Here is a 23,449-nt window from a genome sequence, read left to right as displayed (position 1 = left end):
CCGTGCCGGCCGGTGGTGAGGGCCGTCTCGGTGCGCCGCCTGGACCTCGGATCGGAGATCCGTGGGGCGGGCCCCGGGTCTGGACAGGTGTTCGGTCGTGCTTCTGGGTCGTGCCCCGGGAGGTGCGGTCGGGCGCCGTCTGTGGCGCCCCTCCGTCTGGTGTTCGGGCGGCGTTCACCCTCGGGACTCGATGTGGACACGTCGTCGTGCTCGCCCAGACTACAGCGAGCGGTCGCTCAGCGGCAGGTGCTGGTCGAGGTCGTGTCCCTTTCGTGATCGTCCTCAGGGCGGGCGTGCCGGGCTCACTCGCTTGGTACGGTGGTGCGATGGCTTCCGTGCGCGACGACCAGGAGGGTGCCCTGCACCCCGACGAGGCGACGCGCGGCGGCGGGGACACGCTTCACCGGGGGGATCAGATGGACGACGAGGCGACGCCGACGGACGCACCGGACGGGGTGGCGACGGTCGACGAGCCCGGCCAAGGCGCGACCGGCCAGGGCACGACCAGCCAGCGAGAGCAGACGGGACGCGAGCGGACCCCCTCCCGAGGAGGCGCCTCTCCCGCCCCGAGGAGCCCTCGGACCACGTCGGCCGGCCGCAAGCCCGCCTCGACCCGGACGGCAGCCGACCGGTCGGCCGCCGCCAAGAAGGCCGCGGCCACGCGGGCCGCGAACGCGCGCGCCCGGGCGGCGGCCGCGGCCGCCGCGGCGGCCGAGGAGGCCGCCGCCGCCGAGGCCGCCGCCCAGGAGGCGGCCGTCGCCGAGGAGGCCGTGGCCGAGCTCGACGTCGTGCCCGTCGCCGAGGAGCAGGCCGTGGTCGAGTCCGACGGCGACGAGAGCGTGCCGGGCGGCGCCGTCGCCCTGCCGACCGACGCCGATGCCGCGCCCGACGACGCGGAGGCAGCTCAGGACGACGTCGTCGCCGCGGCGACCGCGCCCGACGAGCTGGCGGTCGAGACGGACGACGAGTCCGGGTCGGTCGACGCGAGCACGGACGACGGCGAGCTGCCGACCGTGGCTGCGGACGACGCGACGGGCCCCGACGAGGCGACCGCGCCTCCTGCGGACGACGCGGAGCGCCCCGTGGTCCTCTCGATCAAGGGGATCGCCAAGAGATACGGCAGCACGGTCGCCGTCGAGGGCGTCGACCTCGAGGTCCGGGCGGGCTCGTTCTACGGCATCGTCGGCCCCAACGGAGCAGGCAAGACCACCACGTTGTCGATCGTCACCGGGCTGCTGCGACCCGATGCGGGCACCGTCTCGGTGCTCGGCTCCGACGTGTGGGACGACCCTGCGGCCGCCAAGCGCGCCCTCGGGGTGCTGCCCGACCGCCTCCGGCTCTTCGACCGCCTCACGGGCGCCCAGCTCCTCTACTACTCCGCGACCCTCCGGGGACTCGACGGGGCCACGGCCCGCAAGCGCTCGGCGGACCTGGCGGCCGCCTTCGGCCTGCAGGACGCCCTCGGCCGTCTCGTCGCCGACTACTCGGTCGGCATGACGAAGAAGATCGCGCTCGCTGCGGCCGTCATCCACTCGCCCCGCGTGCTCGTGCTGGACGAGCCGTTCGAGTCGGTCGACCCGGTGTCGGCGGCCACGGTGACGGACGTGCTCCAGCGCTACGTGGCCGGCGGGGGCACGGTGCTGCTCTCGAGCCACAGCATGGACCTCGTCGAGCGCATCTGCGACAGCGTCGCGGTGATCGTCGACGGCCACGTCCTCGCGAGCGGGACGGTCGACGAGGTCAGGGCCGGCCGTTCGCTCGAGCAGACGTTCGTCGAGCTGGCCGGCGGCCGAGCCGTCACGGAGGGCATGGAATGGTTGCAGAGCTTCTCCGACTGAGGCTCCAGACGATCGCGAACACCGTCCGGCACGAGCCGCGCCGGCTGCTCGTCACGGTCGTGTCGATCCTCCTCGTCCTGGGTGCCTCCCTCGCCGTCTCCGCCCTCGCGGGCTCCCTGCGCGACGATCCGCTCAGCGACGTCCGCGCGCTCGTCGTGGGTGCCGGGTCGCTCGTCGTCGTCGCCTACAGCGTGCTGCCGTTCGCGCGGGTCCGGCCGCCGTGGAGCGATCCCCGCCGCCTGGCCGTCCTCGGAGTGCCCGAGGGGTCGGCGGCCGTCGGCCTCGCCCTCGGCGGTGCCGTCGGCCTGCCCGTGCTCGCTCTCGTCGCGGTCGCTCCCGGCTACGTGCGATCGTGGGGCGAGGGGCAGGGCGTCGCGTCGCTCGCCGTCCTCGCCGTCGTGCTCGCCGGCGCCACGGCCTACCTCGCGTCCCTGGTGGCGGCGACGATCAACAGCGTCGTCCTCACCACCCGCCGGGCTCGTCAGTTCCTGGTCGCGGGGGGCGTGGTGGTCGCGGTCCTGCTCGTGCCCCTCGTCATCGACCTCGTCCGTGCCACCCTCCCCGGCGGCAGGACGAGCGGGGTCGTCGCCGACGTGCTCGCGTGGACCCCGTTCGGCGCCGCCCTCGCCCTCCCCGGCCACGCCGCGGTCGGCGAGACGGGCCGGGTCGTCGCGGACCTCGTGGTGGCGGTCGTCACCCTCGTCGCCCTCTGGCTCGCGTGGCGGGCGCTCGTGGCCCGCGCCTTCGTCGACCAGCCCGAGCCCGACGTCGCGGACGACGCGGCCGGCCTCGGCTGGTTCGAGTTCGTCCGGGCGAGCCCGACCGGTGCCGTCGCGGGCCGGAGCCTGACCTACTGGATGAGGGACGCGCGCTACCGCATGTCCCTGGTCATCATCCCGATCCTGCCGCTGCTCGTCGTCCCGCTCGGCATCGCGGGGATCAGCTGGCACTGGCTCGCGCTCGTGCCGGTGCCGCTCATGTGCCTCATCCTCGGGTTCCTGCCGCACAACGACGTCGCGTACGACAGCACCGCCCTGTGGCTGCACGTCGCGGCCGGCACGGGGGGCCTCGCGGACCGCGTGGGCCGGCTCGCGCCTCCTCTGCTCATCGGGGTGCCGCTCGTCGTGCTCGGGTCGCTCGTCGCCACGTGGCTCTTCGGCGACCGGGGCGCCCTGCTGCCCGAGATCGGGGTGTCCGCCGGGCTGCTGCTGAGCGGCCTGGGGCTGTCGAGCATCGTCTCGGCCGCGATGCCCTACGCGGCGGTGCGTCCGCACGACGACCCGTTCCAGCAGCCCCAGGCACACGGCAGCGCCTCGGTGACGGCCCAGGTCACGATGATCGCAGGGGCTGTCCTGGCGACGTCCCCGTCGCTCTGGTTCGCCGGCCGCTACCTGCTGCAGGGGCAGCAGGACGCCGACACGTGGTCGTTCGTCACGGGGCTCGCCGCGGGCGTCGTCGTGCTCGTCGTCGGCGTCGCGATCGGCTCGCGCACGTTCACTCGTCGTGCGCCCGAGCTGCTCGCCTTCACCCTGCGCAGCTGACGTACGATGGTCGCCATGAGCGACACACAGACCGGCGGCGGACTCGACGTCCTGGATCGCGAGCTCGAGAAGCTCCTGAACGAGGACGCCGTCGACCCCGGCGACCACGAGCGCTTCTCGCACTACGTGAAGAAGGACAAGATCATGGAGTCCGCGCTCAGCGGCAAGCCCGTCAAGGCGCTCTGCGGCAAGAAGTGGACGCCGGGGCGCGACCCCGAGAAGTTCCCCGTCTGCCCGACCTGCAAAGAGGTCTACGAGAAGATGAAGTCCGAGTAGGTCTCGTCCGTGACCCGGCGGGCGCCGCTCACTCGTAGACCGTCGGCAGCACGGGGTCGCCCCGGCCGAGCCGGAAAGCGCTCGGCGGCAGCTCGTCGACGGCGGCCTGACGGTGGTCCCGCGCGCGCTGCACGCCCTGCGGCCCGGTCCAGCGGTCGTCGACCACGCCGTCGGTGACGAGCGACACGAGCAGCGGTCGCTCCTCGCCCTCGCCCGGACCCCCGTCGCCGATGCGCACGAGCTCGGTCGTCGCGACGCCGTCGACCAGCACGCGCACCGGTGCCTTGCGACCGCCGATGGTCGCCTTGTCGGCGGACTTCTTCGCCACCGACACCCATTCGCCGTCGGCGCCCTGACGGGCGACCAGCTTGAAGACCATCCCGGCTGCCGGGTGGCCCGAGCCGGACACGACGGACGTGCCGACGCCGTAGCTGTCGACGGGCGCCGCGCGCAGCGCCGCGATCGTGTACTCGTCGAGGTCGTTCGTCACGGTGATCTTCGTGCCCGTGGCGCCCAGGCCGTCGAGCTGCGCGCGCACCTGCGACACGAGCGCAGGGAGGTCGCCGCTGTCGATGCGGACGGCGCCGAGGCCGGTGCCGGCGACCTCGACGGCCGTGCGCACCGCCTCCGGGATGTCGTAGGTGTCGACGAGCAGCGTCGTGCCGGGCCCGAGGCTCGCGACCTGCGCCTCGAACGCCTCGCGCTCGGTGTCGTGCAGGAGGGTGAAGGCGTGGGCGGCGGTGCCCATCGTCGGGACGCCCCAGGTTCGCCCGGCCTCCAGGTTGCTCGTGGCGACGAAGCCCGCGACGTAGGCGGCCCGTGCCGCCGCCACGGCGCTGCGCTCGCCGGTGCGCCGCGAGCCCATCTCGGCGAGCGGCCGGCCGTCGGCCGCCGAGACCATCCGTGCCGCGGCGCTCGCGACGGCGGAGTCGTAGTTGAAGACGCTGAGGGCGAGCGTCTCGAGCAGGACGCCCTCGGCGAAGGTCGACTCGACGACGAGCAGGGGCGAGCCCGGCAGGTAGACCTCGCCCTCGGCGTAGCCGCGGATGTCGCCCGAGAAGCGGTAGTCGGCGAGCCAGTCGACGGTGCGGTCGTCGACGATGCGGCCGTCGCGCAGCCAGGCGAGCTCGTCGTCCCCGAACCGGAACTGCGTCAGCTCGGCGAGGAAGCGGCCGGTGCCGGCCACGAGGCCGTAGCGGCGACCCTGGGGGAGGCGGCGGGCGAAGAGCTCGAACACGCATCGTCGGTCGGCGGTGCCGGCCTTGAGGGCCGCCTCCACCATCGTGAACTCGTAGCGGTCGGTCAGCAGGGCACTGGTCACGTCCCCACCCTAGGCGGGGGAGGGGGCCGGGACCAGGGCGCCCGGCTGCGGCGCGCCTCCGTCCGGGTAGGCTCGACGACCGTGACGCACGCACCCATCGGAGTCTTCGACAGCGGCGTGGGCGGCCTGACCGTCTCGCGGGCGATCATCGACCAGCTGCCGCGCGAGTCCGTGCTCTACGTCGGCGACACCGCTCACTCGCCCTACGGCCCGAAGCCCATCGCCGAGGTGCGCGAGTACGCGCTCGCCGTCATGGACGACCTCGTCGCCCAGGGCGTCAAGCTGCTCGTGATCGCCTGCAACACCGCCTCCGCCGCGGTCCTCCGCGACGCGCGCGAGCGGTACACGACGGGTGCCGGCATCCCTGTCGTCGAGGTCATCCAGCCCGCCGTCCGCTCCGCCGTGGGCCAGACGCGGAACAAGCGCATCGGGGTCGTCGGCACCGAGGGCACGGTCCGCTCGCGCGCCTACGAGGACGCCTTCGCCGCGGCCTCCGACCTGCAGCTCTTCACGCAGGCGTGCCCGCGGTTCGTCGAGTTCGTCGAGGCGGGCGACACCTCGAGCCCCGAGCTGCGCGAGGTCGCCGCGGGCTACCTCGCACCGCTCCGCGAGGCCGGGGTCGACACGCTCGTGCTCGGCTGCACCCACTACCCGCTGATGTCGGCCGCGATCCAGTACGTGATGGGGCCGGAGGTGCGCCTCGTCTCGAGCGCGGACGAGACGGCCGCCGACGTCTACCGCACCCTCGTCGACCACGATCTCGAGGCGCCGGCCGGCAGCGTGCCGCGCTACGAGTTCGAGGCCACCGGCGCGGACGAGGCGGCGTTCCTGCGGCTGGCGAAGCGGTTCCTCGGGCCCGAGGTGTCGCGCGTCGGCCACCTCGAGACCGGCGCCATCGAGCTGCCGGGCGGGCTCCGCGCCGCCGGTCCGCGCCCCTGACCGCGCCGCCACCGCCCGCCCGCCCGCACTGCACTGCACGAGACCACGTCAGACCAGACCAGACCAGACCAGACCGACCCGACCAGGGGGAGACACCATGACCGAGACCACCACCGACCTCGTCCGCGCCGACGGCCGCCGCGCCGACCAGCTGCGACGCGTCACCATCGAGAAGGGCTGGAGCGCGCAGGCCGAGGGGAGCGCCCTGGTGTCGTTCGGCGACACGAAGGTGCTGTGCACCGCCTCCTTCACGAACGGGGTGCCGCGCTGGCTGGCCGGCAAGGGCAAGGGCTGGGTCACGGCCGAGTACGCGATGCTGCCGCGCGCGACCGGCTCGCGGAACGACCGCGAGAGCGTCAAGGGCAAGATCGGCGGACGCACCCACGAGATCTCGCGCCTGATCGGTCGCAGCCTCCGGGCCGTGGTCGACACGAAGGCCCTCGGCGAGAACACGATCGTGCTCGACTGCGACGTGCTCCAGGCCGACGGCGGCACGCGCACGGCCGCCATCACGGGTGCCTACGTCGCGCTCGCCCAGGCGATCGAGTGGGGCCGCGAGAAGAAGTTCATCGCCCAGAAGGCGACCCCGCTGACCGACAGCGTCGCCGCCGTCTCGGTCGGCATCGTCGACGGCGTCCCGCTGCTCGACCTCGCCTACGTCGAGGACGTCCGAGCCGAGACCGACATGAACGTCGTCGTCACGGGCTCCGGCCTCTTCGTCGAGGTGCAGGGCACGGCCGAGGGAGCGCCCTTCGACCGGCGCGAGCTCGGCGAGCTGCTCGACCTGGCCGTCGCCGGCGGCGCCGACCTGACGAGCATCCAGAAGGAGGTGCTGGGCGCGTGACGCAGGTCGTCATCGCCACGCACAACCAGGGCAAGGTCCGGGAGCTGCGGCTGCTGCTCGCCGAGACCGCGCCGGGCGTGGAGCTGGTCGCCTACGACGGCCCGGAGCCCGTGGAGGACGGCGACACGTTCGCCGCGAACGCGCTGATCAAGGCCCGCGCGGCGGCGGCCCACACCGGGCTGCCGGCGCTCGCCGACGACAGCGGCATCTCGGCTCACGCCCTCGGGGGCGCGCCCGGCATCCACTCGGCGCGGTACGCCGGCACCCGTGACGACGACGACAACATCGACCTGCTGCTGGCGAACCTGGTCGGCGTGGCCGACCGCTCGGCGCAGTTCTCGTGCGCGGCGGCGCTCGTCGTGCCCGCGTCGGCGGACGGCACGGTCGCCGCCCGCGAGCTGGTGGAGCAGGGCGAGTGGCGGGGCGAGGTGCTGGAGACGCGGGTCGGCACGGGCGGACACGGGTACGACCCCGTGTTCCGGCCCGAGGGCGACAGCCGCAGCGCGGCCGAGCTGACCCCGGACGAGAAGAACGCGGTCAGCCACCGGTCGCGGGCGTTCCGCGCCATCGCGCCGCACGTCGCGGCCCTCGCGGGCTGACCGCCTCTGCTGTCGCCCGCGGGCTGGCCGCGCCGCGGGGCCGGGTGCGGCTGATCCGCGCACATGTGGCCCCAGCGCCCATTCCTCTCAAATTTGAGAGTGATCGGCGCTGAGGGTCCAGATCCGCCCGTGTTCGCGGCGCCGGAGGCGCGGATCTGTCTCGCTTTCAGACCGGAAATGCACCCGAGAACGCATGACGGTGCCGGTGACGGCGGTGCCATGAGCGACGCGGCGGGTCGGGTCGGAGGCGGTCAGGCCTGCGTCGGCGTCTGCCCGGTGGGGGAGTCGACTCGCGCTGGGTCGACGGCCGCGGCGTCGACCTCGGCGTCGGGGGTCGTGCCGTCGGCCTCGTGCTTCTTCGCCGTGTGCACCCCGTGGAAGTAGTGGATGGCCACGGGGATCAGCGTCGCGAGCACGGCGCCGAGCAGGATCAGGTCGATGTACGAGCTGACGAAGTCGGCGACGGGCGGGATGTGGCCGATGCCGAAGCCGAGCATGGTGACGCCGAAGCCCCAGAGGACCGCCCCGATCCCGTTGTAGAGCGAGTAGCGCCGGTAGCTCATGTGGCCGACGCCGGCCATGATCGGCGCGAAGGTGCGGACGACCGGCACGAAGCGGGCGATGATGACCGCGAGCGGGCCGAAGCGCTCGAAGAAGGCGTTGGTCCGGGCGACGTTCGCCTTGCTGAACAGCCCGCTCTCCTTCCGCTCGAAGATGCGCGGCCCGATCTTGTGGCCGATCAGGTAGCCCAGCTCGCCGCCGGCGAAGGCGGCGATGCCGATGAAGATCGCTATGAGCCAGATCGGCAGGCCGAGGGCACCGGGGTTCGTGGCGGCGAGGATGCCGGTGATGATGAGCAAGGTGTCGCCGGGGAACAGGAACCCGATCAGCAGCCCGGTCTCGGCGAAGACGAGCAGGCAGACGCCGAGCACGGCCCAGGGGCCGAACGCCGACAGGAGGTACTCGGGGTCCAGCCACGAGATGGTCGCCAGGGGCAGCATGGGTCTCTTTCTCGAGGTGCCGGGAGGCCCAGGCTACTCGTGCGGGAGAAGGGACTTGAACCCTCACGCCCGAAGGCACAGGAACCTAAATCCTGCGTGTCTGCCAGTTTCACCACTCCCGCGGGCAGGACCGAGTGTACCGACGAGCACGAGCACGAGCACGAGCACGAGCACGAGCACGAGCACGGACACGAGGAGGCGACGGCCAGGGCTCAGCGCAGCTCCCGCGGCACGTGCGGCGAGTACCGCGGCACGTAGCGCAGCAGGATGGCCGCCCCGACGAGGCCGAGCACGCCCATCACCCCGCTGGCCAGCGAGATCGAGACGACGGCGGTCAGCCCCGAGATGAGCAGCGGTGCGGCCGCGCTGCCGGCGTCGCCCGTGAACCGCCAGGCGCCGAGGAACGGCGCCGGATCGGCCCGGTCGGCGAGGTCGGCGCCGAGGGTCATGAGGATGCCGCTGCCGATCCCGTTCGCGAGCGACATGAACATCGCCACCGCGACGAACCAGCCGACCCGGGCGTCGAGGTCGTGCGTGAGCGACAGGGCCAGGTACGAGATCGAGAGGCCGACCATCGACGGGACGGCGCTCCAGAGGCGGCCCCAGCGGTCCATGATCTGGCCGCTCGTGTAGAAGAGGGCGAAGTCGACGGCGCCCGCGATGCCGATGATCAGCGCCGTCTGCGGCGCGCTGATGCCGATGCTCACGGCCCAGAGCGGCAGGATCACCTGGCGCCCGGCCCGCATCGCGCCGATCAGCGCGGCTCCGCTGCCCAGCTTGACGAGGACGCCGCGATGGCGGGCGAGCGTGCGGAACAGGCCCTCCGCCTCCTTCGCGACCTCCTCCTCGCCGGGGGTCGGGGCGTCGACGGGCACGGCCGCCGCCGCCCGGCGCTCGCGGAGCACCTCGGACGGGTCGCGCAGCACGAGCAGCACGACGGCCGCGCCGAGGCAGCCGGCGACGTGGATCCAGAAGGCGGACTGCGTCGAGCCGGTGAGGTGGATGGTGCCGGCCGCGAGGAACGGGCCGACGAAGTAGCCGAGCCGGAAGACCCCGCCGAGGCTCGAGAGCGCCCGCGCCCGGACCTCCACCGGCACGAAGCTCGTCATGAACGCGTGCCGGGCCAGGGCGAACACGGCCGTCGAGAGGCCGATCAGCAGCACGCCCCCGGCCAGCACCCACTCGTTCGGCGCCCACACGCAGGTCAGCAGCCCGACGATGCTCACGAGGGCGGCGGAGATCATGGCGGTGCGCTCGCCGATCCGGGAGACGAGCCAGCCGCTCGGGACGTCGCCGATCAGCTCGCCCACCAGGATGAGCGCGGCGACGAACGCCGCGAAGGGCAGGGTCGCCCCGAGGTCGCTGGCGACGACCGGGATGATCGGGATGATCGCCCCCTCGCCGATCGCGAACAACGCGGCGGGGAGGAATGCCGACAGGGCGACGGACCGGAACGAGAAGGCGGGGGAGGGCGTCGACGTCATGGCACCGGCCACACTATGCCTGCCTCGGCCGGGGTCGACCGCCCTGGCCCCGCCGGGCCCCGGCGCGGCTGCTTACACTTGACGGATGAAGATCCTCGCAGCGATGAGCGGCGGCGTCGACTCGGCGGTCGCCGCGGCCCGGGCGGTCGAGGCCGGCCACGACGTCGTCGGGGTGCACCTGGCCCTCAGCCGGATGCCCGGCACCCTCCGCACCGGCAGCCGCGGCTGCTGCACCATCGAGGACTCGATGGACGCCCAGCGCGCCGCCGACGTCATCGGCATCCCCTACTACGTGTGGGACTTCAGCGAGCGGTTCAAGCTCGACGTCGTCGACGACTTCGTGGCCGAGTACGCCGCCGGCCGCACCCCCAACCCCTGCATGCGCTGCAACGAGCGCATCAAGTTCGCCGCCCTGCTCGAGAAGGCCCTCGCGCTCGGCTTCGACGCGGTGTGCACCGGGCACTACGCGACCGTCGTCACCGACGACCAGGGCGAGCGAGAGCTGCACCGCGCCTCCGCGTGGGCCAAGGACCAGTCGTACGTGCTCGGCGTCCTCACCGCCGACCAGCTGGCGCACTCGATGTTCCCGCTCGGCGCCACGCCCTCGAAGGCCGAGGTGCGTGCCGAGGCCGCCGCCCGTGGCCTCAGCGTCGCGGCGAAGCCCGACAGCCACGACATCTGCTTCATCCCCGACGGCGACACCCGGGGCTGGCTCGCGGAGCGCGTCGGCGCCGAGCAGGGCGACATCCTCGACCGCTCGGGCGAGACGATCGGCACGCACCAGGGCGCGCACGCGTTCACGGTCGGGCAGCGCAAGGGGCTGAACGTCGGGTTCCCGTCGGACGACGGCAAGCCCCGCTTCGTGCTCGAGGTGCGACCGGTCGACAACACGGTGGTGGTGGGGCCGAAGGAGGCGCTCGACATCGCCGAGATCGCCGGCGGCTCGTACACGTGGGCCGGCCGCGCGCCGGTCGACCCCACGACGGCGTTCGACTGCGACGTCCAGATCAGGGCCCACGCCGACCCCGTCCCCGCCGTCGCGCGGGTGTCGGTGGTCGAGGGTAGAACGGAGCTCGTGATCACTCCCCACGAGCCCCTCAGCGGCGTCGCCCCCGGGCAGACCGCCGTCGTCTACGTCGGCACCCGCGTGCTCGGCCAGTGCACGATCGACCGGACGGTCAGCGCCGTCCCGGTCCCCGCGCCGTGAGCGGCGGGCCTGCGGACGACGGGTCCGTCCCCGACGTCACGCCCGACGACCTCGCCGCCGCCCGTGACGAGGTCGCGCAGCTGACGTCACGCGTCCTCGAGCTGCGCGACCAGTACTACGAGGGCAACGCCTCGACGGCGTCCGACTCCGACTACGACGCGCTCGTGCGGCGGCTGGCCGAGCTCGAGGGCGAGCACCCCGAGCTGCTGAAGGCCGACAGCCCGACGCAGACCGTGGGCGGCCGGGCCGAGACGACGCAGTTCGCCCCCGTCGAGCACGCCGAGCGCATGCTCAGCCTCGACAACGTCTTCAGCGACGACGAGCTCGCCGAGTGGGCCGGCAAGGTCGAGCGCGACGCCGGGGCCGAGCGCGTCCGGTTCCTCTGCGAGCTCAAGATCGACGGGCTCGCCATCAACCTGCGCTACGAGCACGGGGTGCTCGTCACGGCCGCCACCCGTGGCGACGGCGTCGTGGGAGAAGACGTCACGGGCAACGTCCTCACCATGGGGACGATCCCCGAGCGTCTCGAGGGCACCGGCCACCCCCCGATCGTCGAGGTGCGCGGTGAGATCTTCTTCCCGGTCGCCGAGTTCGACCAGCTGAACGCCCGCCAGCGCGAGGCAGGCGAGCGCGTCTTCGCGAACCCGCGCAACGCCGCGGCCGGCTCGCTGCGGCAGAAGGCCGAGGGCAAGAGCCCGGAGAAGCGCGCCCTGATGGACGCCCGCCTCCGCAGCCTGCGGATGCTCGTGCACGGCATCGGCGCCTGGCCCGTCCGCGAGCTCGAGCGCGACACCGACGTCCACAGCCAGAGCGAGGTCTACGACCTCCTCGCCTCGTGGGGCCTGCCCATCTCGACGCACCACCGCGTCTACGACACGGTGCCCGAGGTGGCGGCGTTCATCCACGACTACGGCGTGCGCCGGTCGAGCGTCGAGCACCAGATCGACGGCATCGTCGTCAAGGTCGACGACCTCGCCCTGCACGACGAGCTCGGCGCCACCAGCCGGGCGCCGCGCTGGGCCACGGCGTTCAAGTACCCGCCCGAAGAAGTGAACACCGAGCTGCTCGACATCGTCGTGAGCGTGGGCCGCACCGGTCGCGCCACGCCGTTCGCAGTGATGCGCAAGGTCGAGGTCGCGGGCAGCGAGGTGCGCCAGGCGACCCTGCACAACCAGCAGGTCGTCAAGGCCAAGGGCGTGCTCATCGGCGACACCGTCGTGCTGCGGAAGGCCGGCGACGTCATCCCCGAGGTGCTCGGCCCGGTCGTGGAGCTGCGCGACGGCAGCGAGCGTGAGTTCGTCATGCCCACCGAGTGCCCCGAGTGCGGCACGACCCTGCGCCCGGCGAAGGAGGGCGACGTCGACCTCCGCTGCCCCAACGCCGAGAGCTGCCCCGCGCAGGTGCGCGGCCGCGTCGAGCACATCGCCTCGCGCGGCTCGCTCGACGTCGAGGGCCTCGGCGAGGTCGCGGCGGCCGCGCTGACGCAGCCCGTCGAGCCGGCGACGCCGCCGCTCCGCACCGAGGCGGGCCTGTTCGACCTGACGATGAGCGACATCTTCCCCGTGCGGGTGGTCGTGCGCGACTCCGAGACGGGCATGGAGAAGCTCGAGGCCGACGGCGTGCCCAAGCTCGTCACGCCGTTCCGGCGGCGCCGTGCGAAGAAGGACGCTCCCTTCGACCCCGACGCCACGGAGTTCGCCGGCGACGAGACGAGCGTGCCGTCGAAGACGGCGATCGAGATGCTCGCCAACCTCGAGGCGGCGAAGACGAGCCCGCTCTGGCGCATCCTCGTCGGCCTCAGCATCCGCCACGTCGGGCCGGTCGCCGCCCGGGCGCTGGCCGGCCACTTCGGCTCGCTCGACGCGATCCGAGCCGCGACCCGCGACGAGCTGGCCGCCGTCGACGGCGTGGGCGGCATCATCGCCGACGCCCTGCGCGACTGGTTCGAGGTCGACTGGCACGTCGAGATCGTCGACCGATGGGCCGCGGCCGGCGTCCAGCTCACGACGCCCGACCACCCGGGTCCCGGCGCGGCCGTCGAGGCCGGGGGAGTGCTGTCGGGCCTGACCGTCGTCGCGACGGGCAGCCTCGAGGGCTTCAGCCGGGAGGGCGCGCAGGAGGCGATCCTCGCGGCCGGCGGGAAGGCCGGCAACAGCGTGAGCAAGAAGACCGACTTCGTGGCCGCAGGCCCCGGCGCCGGGTCGAAGCTCACGAAGGCGGAGCAGCTCGGCGTCCGCATCATCGACGCGGCCGAGTTCGCTGTCCTCCTTAAGGAGGGCCCAGCGGGGCTCGCTGTCCCCGATTCGGGGGACGAATCCTCAGCTGACTGACGAAAACCCTGGTCAGGCGGCACCTCGCTCTCTTAAGATGAGGGCGCGCATCGGCCGGGGCTGTAGGGGGTCGTGGCTCGGGTGCGCACGAGAGGTAAAGACCCGACGTGCTGTTCCTCGCTGCAGCCATCCTGTCCGCATCGATCCACCTCTCCGGGGTGGTCGCCGGTCCCGTCGAGCCCGCAGCCGCGGCGGTGGGCGCGAGCCCTGAGGTGCACGCCTGGGCTTCGACGGTCGTGCCCGCCGCGCCCTCGTCTGCCGACTCCTCGCTGTCCGCCGCCTGCGCGGTAGCCGCGCCCGAGGGGTGCCTCACCGTCCTGGCGACGGCGAGCGATCACGAGCTCGACGACTTCGCCGACTCGCTGGACGCCTCCGGCGACGACACCGGCACGCTCGTCGACGCGGTCGCCTCCGTCCGGACCGCCCCCGAGGTGGCGTCCTGGTGGGCCGACCTCGCCCCGTCGCGGCAGCTGGGCCTCGTCGCCCGCGTGCCCGGCCTCGTCGGCAACCTCGAGGGCGTGCCCTACACGACCAGGGACCAGGCGAACCGGCTGTTCCTCGTCGAGGCGCGCGCCGCCGTCGACGAGCGTCGGGGCACCAGGGACGAGCGCCGCGACGACGACGCCCGCGCGGCGATGCTCCGCCAGGTCGCCGCGGCCGTCGGCGGCCGTGCGGTCGGCGACGCCGACCGGCACCTCGTCGTGCTCGACACGGTGCTGCCGGGGCGCGCGGCCGTCTCGGTGGGCGACCTCGACACGGCCGACGACGTGAGCGTGCTGGTCCCCGGCATGTTCTTCACCGTCGGCAGCCAGCTCGTGGACTGGACGGACACGGCCGGTGAGCTCTACGACGAGCAGACGTCGTGGACCTACCTGCTGGCGCGCGCTGACGGGGACGGGCTCGACCAGGTCGCCGTCGTGGCGTGGCTCGGCTACCGCACCCCCGACCTGACCAACGTCTACGGGCTCGACCTCGCCCGGGCCGGGGCCGACCGCCTCGAGGACGCGATCACGGGACTCGACGCGGCCCGCGCCTCCGCGCCGGCCAGGGTCACGGTCGTGGCTCACTCGTACGGGTCGACGACGGCCACGCTGGCGCTGTCGTCCGGGGACGTGTCGGTCGACTCCCTGGTGCTGCTCGGCTCGCCCGGCAGCGTCGTCCCGGCCGCGTCGATGCTGGACGTGACGGGGGACGACGTCTACGCGGCCGCGGGCAGCTTCGACCCCGTCGCCGGCAGCGCGTACTTCGGCGCCGACCCCGGCACGGCCGGCTTCGGCGCCGTTCTGCTGCACACCGGGGGAGGCGCGGACGGCTACACGGGACGCGCCCTCGCCGCCGCCCTCGGCCACAACTCCTACCTCGTGCCCGGCACCGAGACGATGCGGAGCACCGCCCTGATCGGGCTCGGCCGCGGCGACCTCGTCGACGGCGAGCCCGGCGACCCGCGTCCGGTCGCCCCCGAGGCTCCCGACCTCTCGCTCGTGCGGCCGCAGGACCTGTACGTCCGCGACTGAGCCCCGGCCGCGCCGCCCCGTAAGATCGTCGGGTACCCCCAGCCGCGGTACCCCAGACGAACCACGTGACGGAGCAGCATGTCTGAAATCACGCGCGAACAGGTGGAGCACCTCGCAGGTCTCGCCCGCATCGCCCTCACCCCCGACGAGATCGAGACCATGACCCGAGAGCTCGGGCAGATCGTCGACAACGTCGCCAAGGTGTCCGAGGTCGCGACCGACGACGTCCCGGCGACCAGCCACCCGATCCCGCTCACGAACGTCTTCCGCGACGACGTCGTGGGCGAGACGCTCACGGTCGAGCAGGCGCTCTCGGGCGCGCCCGACCACGACGGCTCGCGGTTCCGCGTGACCGCCATCCTGGGAGAGGAGCAGTAGCCGTGGCCGACGCCTCCTCGATCATCCGCCTCAGCGCGGACGACCTCAGCACCCGCCTCGCCTCGCGCGACGTCTCGTCCGTCGAGGTCGTCCAGGCGCACCTCGACCGCATCGCCGCCGTCGACGGCGACGTGCACGCGTTCCTGCACGTCAGCGACCAGGCCCTGGCGACGGCGGCCGACGTCGACCGCCGCCGCGCCGCGGGCGACGCCATGGGCCCCCTCGCGGGCGTGCCGATCGCCGTGAAGGACGTCCTCTGCACGATCGACATGCCGTCGACCTCGGGCAGCCGCATCCTCGAGGGCTGGGTGCCGCCGTACGACGCGACCGTCGTCGCGAAGCTGCGCGCCGCCGACCTCGTGCCCCTCGGCAAGACGAACATGGACGAGTTCGCGATGGGCTCGTCGACCGAGTTCTCCGCCTACGGCCCGACGCACAACCCGTGGTCGCTCGACCGCGTGCCCGGCGGCTCCGGCGGCGGCTCGGCCGCGGCCGTCGCCGCCTTCGAGGCGCCCCTGGCCCTCGGCAGCGACACCGGCGGCTCGATCCGCCAGCCGGGCGCCGTCACCGGCACGGTCGGCGTCAAGCCCACCTACGGCGGCGTCAGCCGCTACGGCGCCATCGCCCTGGCGAGCTCGCTCGACCAGGTCGGCCCCGTCAGCCGCACCGTGCTCGACTCGGCGCTGCTGCACGACGTCATCAAGGGGCACGACCGCCGCGACTCCACGTCGCTGCGCGACGAGTGGCCGTCGTTCGCCGACGCCGCCCGCCGCGGCCTGGCCGGCGGCGCCCTGCAGGGCGTGCGCGTGGGCGTGGTCCGCCAGCTCGCCGGCGAGGGCTTCCAGGCCGGCGTCAAGGCGCGCTTCGCCGAGGCGCTCGACCTGCTCACCGGCGCCGGGGCCGAGGTCGTCGAGATCGACGCCCCGAGCTTCGAGTACGCGATCAGCGCCTACTACCTGATCCTCCCCGCCGAGGCCTCGAGCAACCTCGCGAAGTTCGACTCCGTGCGCTTCGGCATGCGCGTCGTGCCCGAGGGCCGCGGCACCGTCGAGGACGTCATGGCCGCCACCCGAGAGGCCGGCTTCGGCCCCGAGGTGAAGCGCCGCATCATCCTCGGCACCTACGCGCTGAGCGCCGGCTACTACGACGCCTACTACGGCAGCGCCCAGAAGGTGCGCACGCTCGTGCAGCGCGACTTCGCGGCCGCGTTCGAGAAGGTCGACGTGCTCGTCTCGCCGTCGGCGCCGACCACGGCGTTCCCGCTCGGCGAGAAGCTCGACGACCCGCTGTCGATGTACCTGAACGACCTCACGACCATCCCCGCGAACCTCGCCGGCGTGCCCGGCATCACGGTCCCGATGGGGCTCGCCGACGAGGACGGCCTGCCGACGGGCCTGCAGTTCATGGCTCCCGCCCGCGAGGACGCGCGTCTCTACACCTACGGCGCCGCCGTCGAGCAGCTCCTCGAGCAGGGCTGGGGCCACACTCTCATCTCGCGTGCGCCCGACCTGAGCAGCACCGAGCAGACCGCCGCCACCGAGGGAGTCATCTGATGGCCAAGGCAGACCTGATGGACTACGACGAGGCGCTCGCCCGCTACGAGGTGGTCCTCGGCTTCGAGGTGCACGTCGAGCTCGGCACCAAGACCAAGATGTTCTCCGACGCGCCGAACTTCTTCGGCGGCGAGCCGAACACGAACGTGACGCCGGTCGACCTGGGGCTGCCCGGCTCGCTGCCGGTCGTCAACGAGCAGGCCGTGACCTACTCGATCAGCCTCGGGCTCGCCCTCGGCTGCTCGATCGCCGAGAGCTCGCGCTTCGCCCGGAAGAACTACTTCTACCCGGACAACCCCAAGAACTACCAGGTCAGCCAGTTCGACGAGCCGATCGCGTTCGAGGGCGAGGTCGAGGTCGAGCTGCCCGACGGCACCGTCTTCCACGTGCCGATCGAGCGGGCGCACATGGAGGAGGACGCCGGCAAGCTCACGCACGTCGGCGGCTCGACCGGTCGCATCCAGGGCGCCGAGTACTCGCTGGTCGACTACAACCGCGCAGGCATCCCGCTCGTCGAGATCGTCACGAAGCCGATCATCGGCGCGGGCGCCCTCGGCCCCGAGCTCGGCGCTGCGTACGTCTCGACGATCCGCGACATCGTCCGCAGCCTCGGCGTCAGCGAGGCGCGGATGGAGCGCGGCAACCTGCGCTGCGATGCCAACGTGTCGCTCCGTCCGCACGGCCAGGTGGAGCTGGGCACGCGCACCGAGACGAAGAACGTCAACTCGTTCCGCTCGGTCGAGCGCGCCGTCCGCCACGAGATCCAGCGCCAGGCGGCGATCCTCGCCGCGGGCGGGACGATCACCCAGGAGACCCGGCACTGGCACGAGGACACCGGGCGCACCTCCGCCGGGCGCCCGAAGAGCGACGCCGACGACTACCGGTACTTCCCGGAGCCCGACCTGCTGCCGGTCGTCCCGTCGCGCGAGCTCGTCGAGCAGCTCCGCCTGGCCCTGCCGGAGGCGCCGGTCGCGATGCGTCGCCGCCTCAAGGCCGAGTGGGCCTTCGCTGACCAGGAGTTCCAGGACGTCGTCAACTCGGGCCTCCTGCAGGAGCTCGTCGACACCGTCGCCGCCGGCGCGTCGCCCCAGGCGGCCCGCAAGTGGTGGACCGGCGAGATCGCCCGCACCGCCAACGCGGCCGGCGTCGAGCCGTCGTCGCTCGTGTCGCCCCTGCACGTCAGCGAGCTGATCGCCCTCGTCGAGTCCGGCGAGCTGACCGACCGTCTCGCCCGTCAGGTGCTCGAGGGCGTCGTCGCCGGCGAGGGCTCGCCCGCCGAGGTCGTCGCCTCGCGTGGCCTCGCGGTCGTCTCGGACGACGGCGCGCTCATCGCCGCCATCGACGAGGCGCTCGCCCAGCAGCCCGACGTGCTGGCGAAGATCCGCGACGGCAAGGTCCAGGCGGCCGGTGCCGTCATCGGCGCCGTCATGAAGGCGATGAAGGGCCAGGCGGACGCCGCGCGCGTCCGCGAGCTCGTGCTCGAGAGGGCACAGGCCTGACCACCCGTCTCGACACCGCAGAGGCGGCCCGGTCACGATGACCGTGCCGCCTCTGCTCCGTGCCGCCGCGCCGATGGGCCTCGCCCTCGCCGCGGCGGCGCTCGTCCTGGTGACCGCCTCGCAGCTGCTGCCCGAGCGCGTGGCTGTGGTCCACCTCCGGGACGGGGCCACGGGGCTGGCGGCGAGCCGGTCCGACCTCGTGCTGATCGCCTCCTCGCTGCTCGTCGGCCTCGTGCTGGCGTGGCTGGTCACGGCCGTCGCGCTCGCGTGGACGCCGGCGCGGCACCTGCTCGTGCCGCACGCCGCCCACTGGAAGGCGGCGTCCCGCCGCCGCGAGCTGCGGCTGCGCCTGGCCCGCTGGGCCGCCCGCGCCTTCGCGGCCGCGGTCTGGTTCGTGACGGCCCTCGTCGTCCTGGCGATCGGCGGACAGAGCGGGGGGCCGATGTCGGCCTGGTGGCTGCCGCTCGTCGTCTCGGGTCTCTACGTCGTCGTCGTGCTCGGCGGCTTCGCCTGGGCGTTCGGGCTCGGCTTCCGACCGGACGAGTCCGCTGGCTCTCGGGCTCCGGCTCCGGCGGCGGCCCCGGCACGATCGGGGGCTGCCGCCTCGTCGTCGTCGTCGCCGAAGCCCGCTCCGGCCCGGCGTGCCGACCCTGCGTCACGTCCCACCGCGCCTGCCGACCGTCCCGGGGCCAGGGCAGGGCTCGGCTCCGCCACGGGTCCCGCCGCGGCTCCCCGCGCGACCCGCTCTCCGCCGCCGGGCACCGTGCCCGGGCGTCGACCGACGACGGGGCGCCCCGCCGGCGGCGAGCCCGACGACAAGGGGCCGCCGCGCCCCTACCAGCCCCGACCAACCCGACCGACCCGAGGAGGACCGCCCCGTGGATGACGACCGCTACGGACAAGACGTGCTGAGCGGCGACTGGAAGCGCTCGTCGAGACCGGCGCCGACGCCCACCGACGCCGTCCGCGACCTCGTCGTCGAGGAGGCGCGCAGCGGCTTCACGGGAGCCGTCGTGCGGGTCGAGGCCGGCACCGTCGAGCTGGAGGACTGGAAGGGCCGCGTCCGCGCCTTCCCCCTCGGCGGGTCGTTCCTGATCGACGGCTCGCCGGTCGCGCTGCGCGTGCCCCGGGCGGCGCCTCAGGGGCGCGCACGGACGGCCTCGGGCTCGTTCGCGGTCGACGGCGGCCGGGCGCGGGTCGCCCGCGAGAGCAGGATCTTCGTCGAGGGCCGGCACGACGCCGAACTCGTCGAGAAGGTCTGGGGCGCCGACCTGCGGGTCGAGGGCGTCGTCGTCGAGTACCTCGAGGGCGTCGACCACCTGGCCGAGGTGCTCGCCGAGTTCCGGCCGACCGCGACCCGTCGCGTCGGCGTGCTGGTGGACCATCTGGTGGCCGGGTCGAAGGAGAGCAGGATCGCCGACTCGATCGCCCGCGGCCCGTCGGGCGCCCACGTGCTCGTCGTCGGCCACCCGTTCGTCGACGTCTGGCAGGCCGTGAAGCCGGGTCGCCTGGGGCTCGAGTCGTGGCCCACCGTGCCGCGCTCGGTCGAGTGGAAGCACGGCATCTGCGCGCAGCTCGGCTGGCCCCACGACGACCAGGCCGACATCGCCGCCGCCTGGCAGCGGATCCTCGGCCGCGTGCGGACCTTCGGCGACCTCGAGCCCGCCCTGCTCGGCCGCGTCGAGCAGCTGATCGACTTCGTCACCGTCGACTGACCGGCCCTGCCCGCCCTGTCCTCATTCAGGAACATCTGTCCTGATCCGCGCGGGGAGAGGCGTGATCGTCCTGATCCGTGCACGGATCAGGACCGCGTCACGGCTCGTTCCTGATCCCTGGGACATCGGAGCTGCGGGAATCGCCCGACGGCAGCGGCCCCCGGGCGGCTCCGCGCCCTAGATTCGTCGCATGGCCGATTCGATCGAGGGGCAGGTGCGCGGGGCGGTCGACGCCTGGCTGCGCTGGCTGCCGCGCTGGCGGATCGGCACGGCGCGCGGTCGCACCCGGGTCTGCCGCACCTGCTTCGGATCGCCGGTCTCGACCGCCGCCGGTCTCGACCACGACGTGCCGCACGCCGTCCAGCACGCGCTGCTCAACCGCCTGCGGCACATCGTCGACGCCGAGGTCGACACCTACACGACCCGCAACCTGCCCCTGGTCGATCGCGAGCTGCGGCGCGCCGCGGCGGGCGAGCCCGACGGGTACCGCCCGGAGGCCGACCTCGCGCCCGAGTTCGACGGCCTCGACGTCGACCCCGAGCCGGACCCGACCCAGCCGTTCCTGTTCACCCTGGCGGGCCTCGCCGCCGAGGACGCGCCTCCTGCGGGCGGGACCGACGAGGAGGCGGCGGCCGAGCCGGAGTTCACCGAGCAGGCCAAGCAGGCGCTCCGTCGCGAGCTGGCCCTCGCCGACGAGCACGCCCAGGCGGTCGGGACGGCCCTCTGCTTCGCCGTCGCCGGGCACCGGGAGCGCATCGCGGAGGCCCTGGCGCGCCTCGTCGAGCCCCAGGTCGACGACCTCCTCGCCGAGCTGTCGCGCACCTTGGAGCAGCCCCGGTGACCGCGCGCAGGTCGCCGTGGTGGGCGTTCGTCGCGGATCTCGTGCTCGTGGTGGCGTTCGTCCTGATCGGGCGCCGCAGCCACGACGAAGGGTCGGCGCTGGCCGGGGTCCTCACGACCCTGTGGCCGTTCGCCGCGGGTCTCGTCGTCGGCTGGGCCCTCGTGCTGGTGCGCGGGCGCGCCCTGCCGACCCTCGGCTCCGGTCTCGTCGTGTGGCCTGCGACGGTCGTGGTCGGCATGGTGCTCAGGGTGATCAGCGGACAGGGCACGGCGGTGAGCTTCGTGGTCGTCACGGTCGTCGTGCTCGGGGTCTTCTTGCTGGGCTGGCGAGCACTCGCGAGGCTGCGCCGCCGTCGAGCCCGCGGCTCGCGCCGCTGAGCGACCTGGGCGCGCCGAGGCGCCCGCCGCCGCTGGGGGCTGCTACTTGCGCTTGGCGGAGTTGTCGAGGCTCGGCTCGTCGGTGAGCACCAGGCCGGACGAGCTGTTGGAGGAGGTGGTCAACTCTGCCAGCCACTCGCGGCTGATCGTCGGGACACGACCTCCGGAGTACTTGAAGTAGAGGGGGATGCCCGGGTCGAGCCAGATGCTGCTGCGGCCGTCGCCGACCTTCTGCGTGTCGCGCCACGAGAAGAAGAACGACTCACGTCGTCGCAGCTTGGTGGCGATGACGATCTGCAGGTGCTCGAGCGTCCTGTCGTCGAACTCGATCTCGATGCTCGACGTGCCGTAGATCAGCGATCCCATGGTGTATCCGTTCGTTCCTGTCGTCCGTGCCGCATCGTGACTCGGACGAGCGGAGCGGTCTCTGCAAACCTACCGTGCGCCCTCGACTCCGACGCCCCTCGTCCGGTCGAGTCCCGGAGTGCGCGAGGCGCGAGGTCGTGCACGACGTGCAACGTCCGGGGAGGTCCCCAGCCGTCCCTGCCATGCTCGACGAGCCGATCCGAGCCCTCGCGGGCCACGAACCGACCCAGGGACCCATGACCTCCATCGCCGCCAGCCCGCTCCTCCTCGCCGCCTCCGGCTCGACCGCCTCGGGCTCGCCCGGCTCGCTCACCGAGAGCGACGGCATCGTCGGCATCGCCTCCCGCGTCATCGACGCCGCCGGCGAGTGGGGCGTCGGCCTGCTCACCTTCGTCGAGACGGTGTTCCCGCCGATCCCCAGCGAGCTGATCCTGCCCCTGGCGGGTGCGCTGGCGGGCAGCGGCGACATGAACGTCGTCCTGCTCGTGGCCACGGCCACGCTCGGCGCCTACCTGGGCGCCCTCGTGCTCTACTGGCTGGGCGCCGTGCTCGGTCTCGAGCGCAGCATCCGCTGGCTGTCGAAGCTGCCGCTCGTCGACCGGGAAGACTTCGACTCCGCCGCCGGCTGGTTCCACCGCCACGGCCGGTCGGCGGTCTTCTTCGGCCGGTTCATCCCCGGGGTGCGGAGCCTCATCTCGCTGCCCGCCGGCGCCGACCGGATGCCACTCGTCACCTTCTCGCTCTTCACGATCATCGGCAGCGGCCTCTGGAACACGCTCCTGATCGGGCTCGGCGTCGCCCTCGGCACCCAGTACGAACTGATCGACCGCTACGCCAAGTACCTCGACTACGCCGTCTACGCGGCGATCGCCGGGGTCGTCCTGTGGCTCGTCGTCCGGGCGGTGCGGCGTCGCCGTGCGGCAGAGCGGACCCGGGGCTGATCCGTCCCGTCGTGCCGGGGGTGCGCTCGGAGCGGATCCCCACGGCCCGTCCAGGCGGGCGGGCCGCGTCGTCCGTACTGTCGGAGACCCGGGAGGCACCCGGGGCGACCGGAAGGAACGGCACACCATGGGATTCCTCGACAAGCTCCTCGGACGAGACGACCCGCAGGACGGCGCGACCCCGCAGGGCGCCCAGCAGCAGGCCCCTCAGCAGGCCCGTCAGCGTCCCGGCGGCCGCACCGACGACGAGATCGCGGTCGAGCGCTACCGCTACCTGCTCCGCACCGCGCCGCCGGAGACCATCGAGCAGGTGCACGCCGAGGCGTTCGCGACCTTGACGCCCGAGCAGCGGCGGACGGTCTTCGACGAGCTCAGCCGCCAGTCGCCCCAGGGCGAGCAGCCCCGCGGTGACGACGCGGGCTCGCTGGCCCAGGCGGCGACCCGCTCCGAGCTGCGTCGTCCCGGCACCCTCGAGCAGACCCTGGGAGGCGGCCAGCAGGGCGCGCAGGCCGGCGTCGGCCAGGCACAGGGCCGGCAGGGCGGCGGCATGGGCATGGGCTCGATCATCGGCGGCTCGTTGCTGGGCACGGTCGCCGGGTACGTGATCGGTTCTGCCCTCGTCAGCTCGTTCCTGCCCGACGGCGGCGACGCCACGGCCGACGGCGGGGACGCGGGCGACGCCGGTGCCGAGGGCGACGCCGGTGCTGACGGCGGTTCGGGCGCCGACGCCGGTTCCGACCCGCAGCTCGCCGGCGGCGACGTGACCGGCGGCGACCCGGGCGCGGCAGGCGACTTCGGGGGCGGCGACTTCGGCGGCGGATTCGGCGGCGGCGACCTCGGCGGCGGCGGCGGCTTCGGCGACTTCGACATCTGACCCGGACCCCT

Annotated in this window: 22 protein-coding genes and 1 tRNA gene; 18 read left to right on the top strand and 5 right to left on the bottom strand. The window is 73.5% G+C overall.

All coding sequences use genetic code 11. The annotated features are described in order from the left end of the window. Positions 1-326: 326 nt before the first annotated feature. Genes ACZZ97_RS09475 through ACZZ97_RS09465 form a run of 3 tightly spaced genes read left to right on the top strand, consistent with a single transcriptional unit; the run spans position 327 to position 3,655 of the window. Positions 327-1,838 (top strand): ABC transporter ATP-binding protein, encoded by a 1,512-nt coding sequence (locus ACZZ97_RS09475; protein ID WP_463472985.1) that lies wholly within the window; start codon positions 327-329, stop codon positions 1,836-1,838. Continuing rightward, positions 1,814-3,379: an ABC transporter permease gene (locus tag ACZZ97_RS09470; RefSeq protein ID WP_463472984.1), complete on the top strand. Its 1,566-nt coding sequence runs from the start codon at positions 1,814-1,816 to the stop codon at positions 3,377-3,379. Before ACZZ97_RS09475 ends, ACZZ97_RS09470 begins: the two co-directional genes overlap by 25 nt. Positions 3,380-3,394: 15 nt before the next feature. Next, complete coding sequence (locus tag ACZZ97_RS09465) at positions 3,395-3,655, top strand: DUF3039 domain-containing protein (RefSeq protein WP_166760949.1); 261 nt, start codon at positions 3,395-3,397, stop codon at positions 3,653-3,655. A gap of 28 nt (positions 3,656-3,683) precedes the next feature. Here the strand turns inward: ACZZ97_RS09465 and ACZZ97_RS09460 are convergent, their stop codons facing one another. Then, a complete protein-coding gene (locus tag ACZZ97_RS09460; protein ID WP_463473786.1) occupies positions 3,684-4,937 on the bottom strand; it encodes a nicotinate phosphoribosyltransferase in 1,254 nt (417 codons plus the stop codon). Positions 4,938-5,057: 120 nt separating this feature from the next. On the opposite strand from ACZZ97_RS09460, the gene murI reads away from it, so the two are divergent. From murI to rdgB, 3 genes are all read left to right on the top strand, one after another. After that, positions 5,058-5,915 (top strand): glutamate racemase, encoded by an 858-nt coding sequence (gene murI / locus ACZZ97_RS09455; protein WP_463472983.1) that lies wholly within the window; start codon positions 5,058-5,060, stop codon positions 5,913-5,915. A 97-nt stretch (positions 5,916-6,012) separates the two neighbouring features. Then, positions 6,013-6,759 carry a ribonuclease PH gene (rph, locus tag ACZZ97_RS09450; protein WP_314103302.1) on the top strand — a complete coding sequence of 249 codons (747 nt, stop codon included), beginning with the start codon at positions 6,013-6,015 and terminating at the stop codon, positions 6,757-6,759. Beyond that, positions 6,756-7,358 carry an RdgB/HAM1 family non-canonical purine NTP pyrophosphatase gene (gene rdgB, locus ACZZ97_RS09445; RefSeq protein WP_463472982.1) on the top strand — a complete coding sequence of 201 codons (603 nt, stop codon included), beginning with the start codon at positions 6,756-6,758 and terminating at the stop codon, positions 7,356-7,358. The genes rph and rdgB overlap by 4 nt, the downstream gene beginning before the upstream one ends. Positions 7,359-7,609: 251 nt before the next feature. Here rdgB and ACZZ97_RS09440 read toward each other — a convergent pair whose 3' ends face one another. The 3 genes from ACZZ97_RS09440 to ACZZ97_RS09430 form a co-directional block, all read right to left on the bottom strand. Continuing rightward, positions 7,610-8,359, bottom strand: a complete 750-nt coding sequence (locus ACZZ97_RS09440) for a DedA family protein (RefSeq protein WP_314103297.1) — start codon at positions 8,357-8,359, stop codon at positions 7,610-7,612. Between the two features lie 40 nt (positions 8,360-8,399). Continuing rightward, positions 8,400-8,481: transfer RNA gene (locus ACZZ97_RS09435), tRNA-Leu, on the bottom strand. 90 nt (positions 8,482-8,571) lie between these two features. After that, complete coding sequence (locus ACZZ97_RS09430; protein WP_463472981.1) at positions 8,572-9,843, bottom strand: MFS transporter; 1,272 nt, start codon at positions 9,841-9,843, stop codon at positions 8,572-8,574. Between the two features lie 85 nt (positions 9,844-9,928). Between ACZZ97_RS09430 and mnmA the strand changes: the two genes are divergently transcribed. The 10 genes from mnmA to ACZZ97_RS09380 all read left to right on the top strand — a co-directional run bounded on the left by mnmA (position 9,929) and on the right by ACZZ97_RS09380 (position 21,257). Beyond that, complete coding sequence (gene mnmA, locus ACZZ97_RS09425) at positions 9,929-11,050, top strand: tRNA 2-thiouridine(34) synthase MnmA (protein WP_314103876.1); 1,122 nt, start codon at positions 9,929-9,931, stop codon at positions 11,048-11,050. Continuing rightward, positions 11,047-13,380, top strand: a complete 2,334-nt coding sequence (ligA, locus tag ACZZ97_RS09420) for an NAD-dependent DNA ligase LigA (protein ID WP_463472980.1) — start codon at positions 11,047-11,049, stop codon at positions 13,378-13,380. The genes mnmA and ligA overlap by 4 nt, the downstream gene beginning before the upstream one ends. Positions 13,381-13,487: 107 nt before the next feature. Further along, on the top strand, positions 13,488-14,894 hold the full coding sequence (locus ACZZ97_RS09415; protein WP_463472979.1) for an alpha/beta hydrolase: 1,407 nt from the start codon (positions 13,488-13,490) through the stop codon (positions 14,892-14,894). A 78-nt stretch (positions 14,895-14,972) separates the two neighbouring features. Next, entirely contained in the window at positions 14,973-15,272 is a 300-nt protein-coding gene (gatC, locus tag ACZZ97_RS09410; RefSeq protein ID WP_123548173.1) for an Asp-tRNA(Asn)/Glu-tRNA(Gln) amidotransferase subunit GatC, read from the top strand. A 2-nt stretch (positions 15,273-15,274) separates the two neighbouring features. Continuing rightward, positions 15,275-16,825 (top strand): Asp-tRNA(Asn)/Glu-tRNA(Gln) amidotransferase subunit GatA, encoded by a 1,551-nt coding sequence (gatA, locus tag ACZZ97_RS09405; protein ID WP_192041186.1) that lies wholly within the window; start codon positions 15,275-15,277, stop codon positions 16,823-16,825. Then, positions 16,825-18,324: an Asp-tRNA(Asn)/Glu-tRNA(Gln) amidotransferase subunit GatB gene (gatB, locus tag ACZZ97_RS09400; protein ID WP_314104034.1), complete on the top strand. Its 1,500-nt coding sequence runs from the start codon at positions 16,825-16,827 to the stop codon at positions 18,322-18,324. The genes gatA and gatB overlap by 1 nt, the downstream gene beginning before the upstream one ends. Before the next feature lie 37 nt (positions 18,325-18,361). Next, on the top strand, positions 18,362-19,210 hold the full coding sequence (locus tag ACZZ97_RS09395; RefSeq protein ID WP_463472978.1) for a hypothetical protein: 849 nt from the start codon (positions 18,362-18,364) through the stop codon (positions 19,208-19,210). Beyond that, positions 19,203-20,039: a DUF3097 domain-containing protein gene (locus ACZZ97_RS09390; RefSeq protein WP_463472977.1), complete on the top strand. Its 837-nt coding sequence runs from the start codon at positions 19,203-19,205 to the stop codon at positions 20,037-20,039. Before ACZZ97_RS09395 ends, ACZZ97_RS09390 begins: the two co-directional genes overlap by 8 nt. 190 nt (positions 20,040-20,229) lie before the next feature. Beyond that, on the top strand, positions 20,230-20,880 hold the full coding sequence (locus tag ACZZ97_RS09385) for a spermidine/putrescine ABC transporter substrate-binding protein (RefSeq protein WP_463472976.1): 651 nt from the start codon (positions 20,230-20,232) through the stop codon (positions 20,878-20,880). Beyond that, the gene (locus tag ACZZ97_RS09380) at positions 20,877-21,257 is read left to right on the top strand and encodes a DUF3054 domain-containing protein (RefSeq protein ID WP_314104207.1); all 381 of its coding nucleotides are present in this window, start codon (positions 20,877-20,879) and stop codon (positions 21,255-21,257) included. The genes ACZZ97_RS09385 and ACZZ97_RS09380 overlap by 4 nt, the downstream gene beginning before the upstream one ends. Before the next feature lie 42 nt (positions 21,258-21,299). Here ACZZ97_RS09380 and ACZZ97_RS09375 read toward each other — a convergent pair whose 3' ends face one another. Continuing rightward, a complete protein-coding gene (locus ACZZ97_RS09375; RefSeq protein WP_192041192.1) occupies positions 21,300-21,623 on the bottom strand; it encodes a DUF7882 family protein in 324 nt (107 codons plus the stop codon). 236 nt (positions 21,624-21,859) lie between these two features. Here ACZZ97_RS09375 and ACZZ97_RS09370 point away from each other — a divergent pair, with 236 nt between their 5' ends. Further along, a complete protein-coding gene (locus ACZZ97_RS09370) occupies positions 21,860-22,564 on the top strand; it encodes a DedA family protein (protein WP_463472975.1) in 705 nt (234 codons plus the stop codon). Between the two features lie 127 nt (positions 22,565-22,691). After that, positions 22,692-23,438: a hypothetical protein gene (locus ACZZ97_RS09365; protein ID WP_463472974.1), complete on the top strand. Its 747-nt coding sequence runs from the start codon at positions 22,692-22,694 to the stop codon at positions 23,436-23,438. Positions 23,439-23,449: the final 11 nt, after the last annotated feature.

The organism is Frigoribacterium sp. AC512, assembly GCF_979258295.1.
The sequence above is the reverse complement of the archived record's forward strand: the minus strand, read 5'-3'. Positions and strand labels throughout refer to the sequence as shown.

What these genes read in the sequence shown, in the direction of transcription:
- ACZZ97_RS09460 (WP_463473786.1), bottom strand. Translation starts at nt 4,937, where the DNA reads ATGGTGGAGGCGGCCCTCAAGGCCGGCACCGCCGACCGACGATGCGTG.
- ACZZ97_RS09475 (WP_463472985.1), top strand. Translation starts at nt 327, where the DNA reads ATGGCTTCCGTGCGCGACGACCAGGAGGGTGCCCTGCACCCCGACGAG.
- ACZZ97_RS09375 (WP_192041192.1), bottom strand. Translation starts at nt 21,623, where the DNA reads ATGGGATCGCTGATCTACGGCACGTCGAGCATCGAGATCGAGTTCGAC.
- rph (WP_314103302.1), top strand. Translation starts at nt 6,013, where the DNA reads ATGACCGAGACCACCACCGACCTCGTCCGCGCCGACGGCCGCCGCGCC.
- ACZZ97_RS09430 (WP_463472981.1), bottom strand. Translation starts at nt 9,843, where the DNA reads ATGACGTCGACGCCCTCCCCCGCCTTCTCGTTCCGGTCCGTCGCCCTG.
- ACZZ97_RS09385 (WP_463472976.1), top strand. Translation starts at nt 20,230, where the DNA reads ATGGCCGATTCGATCGAGGGGCAGGTGCGCGGGGCGGTCGACGCCTGG.
- ACZZ97_RS09370 (WP_463472975.1), top strand. Translation starts at nt 21,860, where the DNA reads ATGACCTCCATCGCCGCCAGCCCGCTCCTCCTCGCCGCCTCCGGCTCG.
- ACZZ97_RS09440 (WP_314103297.1), bottom strand. Translation starts at nt 8,359, where the DNA reads ATGCTGCCCCTGGCGACCATCTCGTGGCTGGACCCCGAGTACCTCCTG.
- gatB (WP_314104034.1), top strand. Translation starts at nt 16,825, where the DNA reads ATGGCCAAGGCAGACCTGATGGACTACGACGAGGCGCTCGCCCGCTAC.
- ACZZ97_RS09470 (WP_463472984.1), top strand. Translation starts at nt 1,814, where the DNA reads ATGGTTGCAGAGCTTCTCCGACTGAGGCTCCAGACGATCGCGAACACC.
- ACZZ97_RS09365 (WP_463472974.1), top strand. Translation starts at nt 22,692, where the DNA reads ATGGGATTCCTCGACAAGCTCCTCGGACGAGACGACCCGCAGGACGGC.
- ACZZ97_RS09465 (WP_166760949.1), top strand. Translation starts at nt 3,395, where the DNA reads ATGAGCGACACACAGACCGGCGGCGGACTCGACGTCCTGGATCGCGAG.
- ACZZ97_RS09395 (WP_463472978.1), top strand. Translation starts at nt 18,362, where the DNA reads ATGACCGTGCCGCCTCTGCTCCGTGCCGCCGCGCCGATGGGCCTCGCC.
- gatC (WP_123548173.1), top strand. Translation starts at nt 14,973, where the DNA reads ATGTCTGAAATCACGCGCGAACAGGTGGAGCACCTCGCAGGTCTCGCC.
- mnmA (WP_314103876.1), top strand. Translation starts at nt 9,929, where the DNA reads ATGAAGATCCTCGCAGCGATGAGCGGCGGCGTCGACTCGGCGGTCGCC.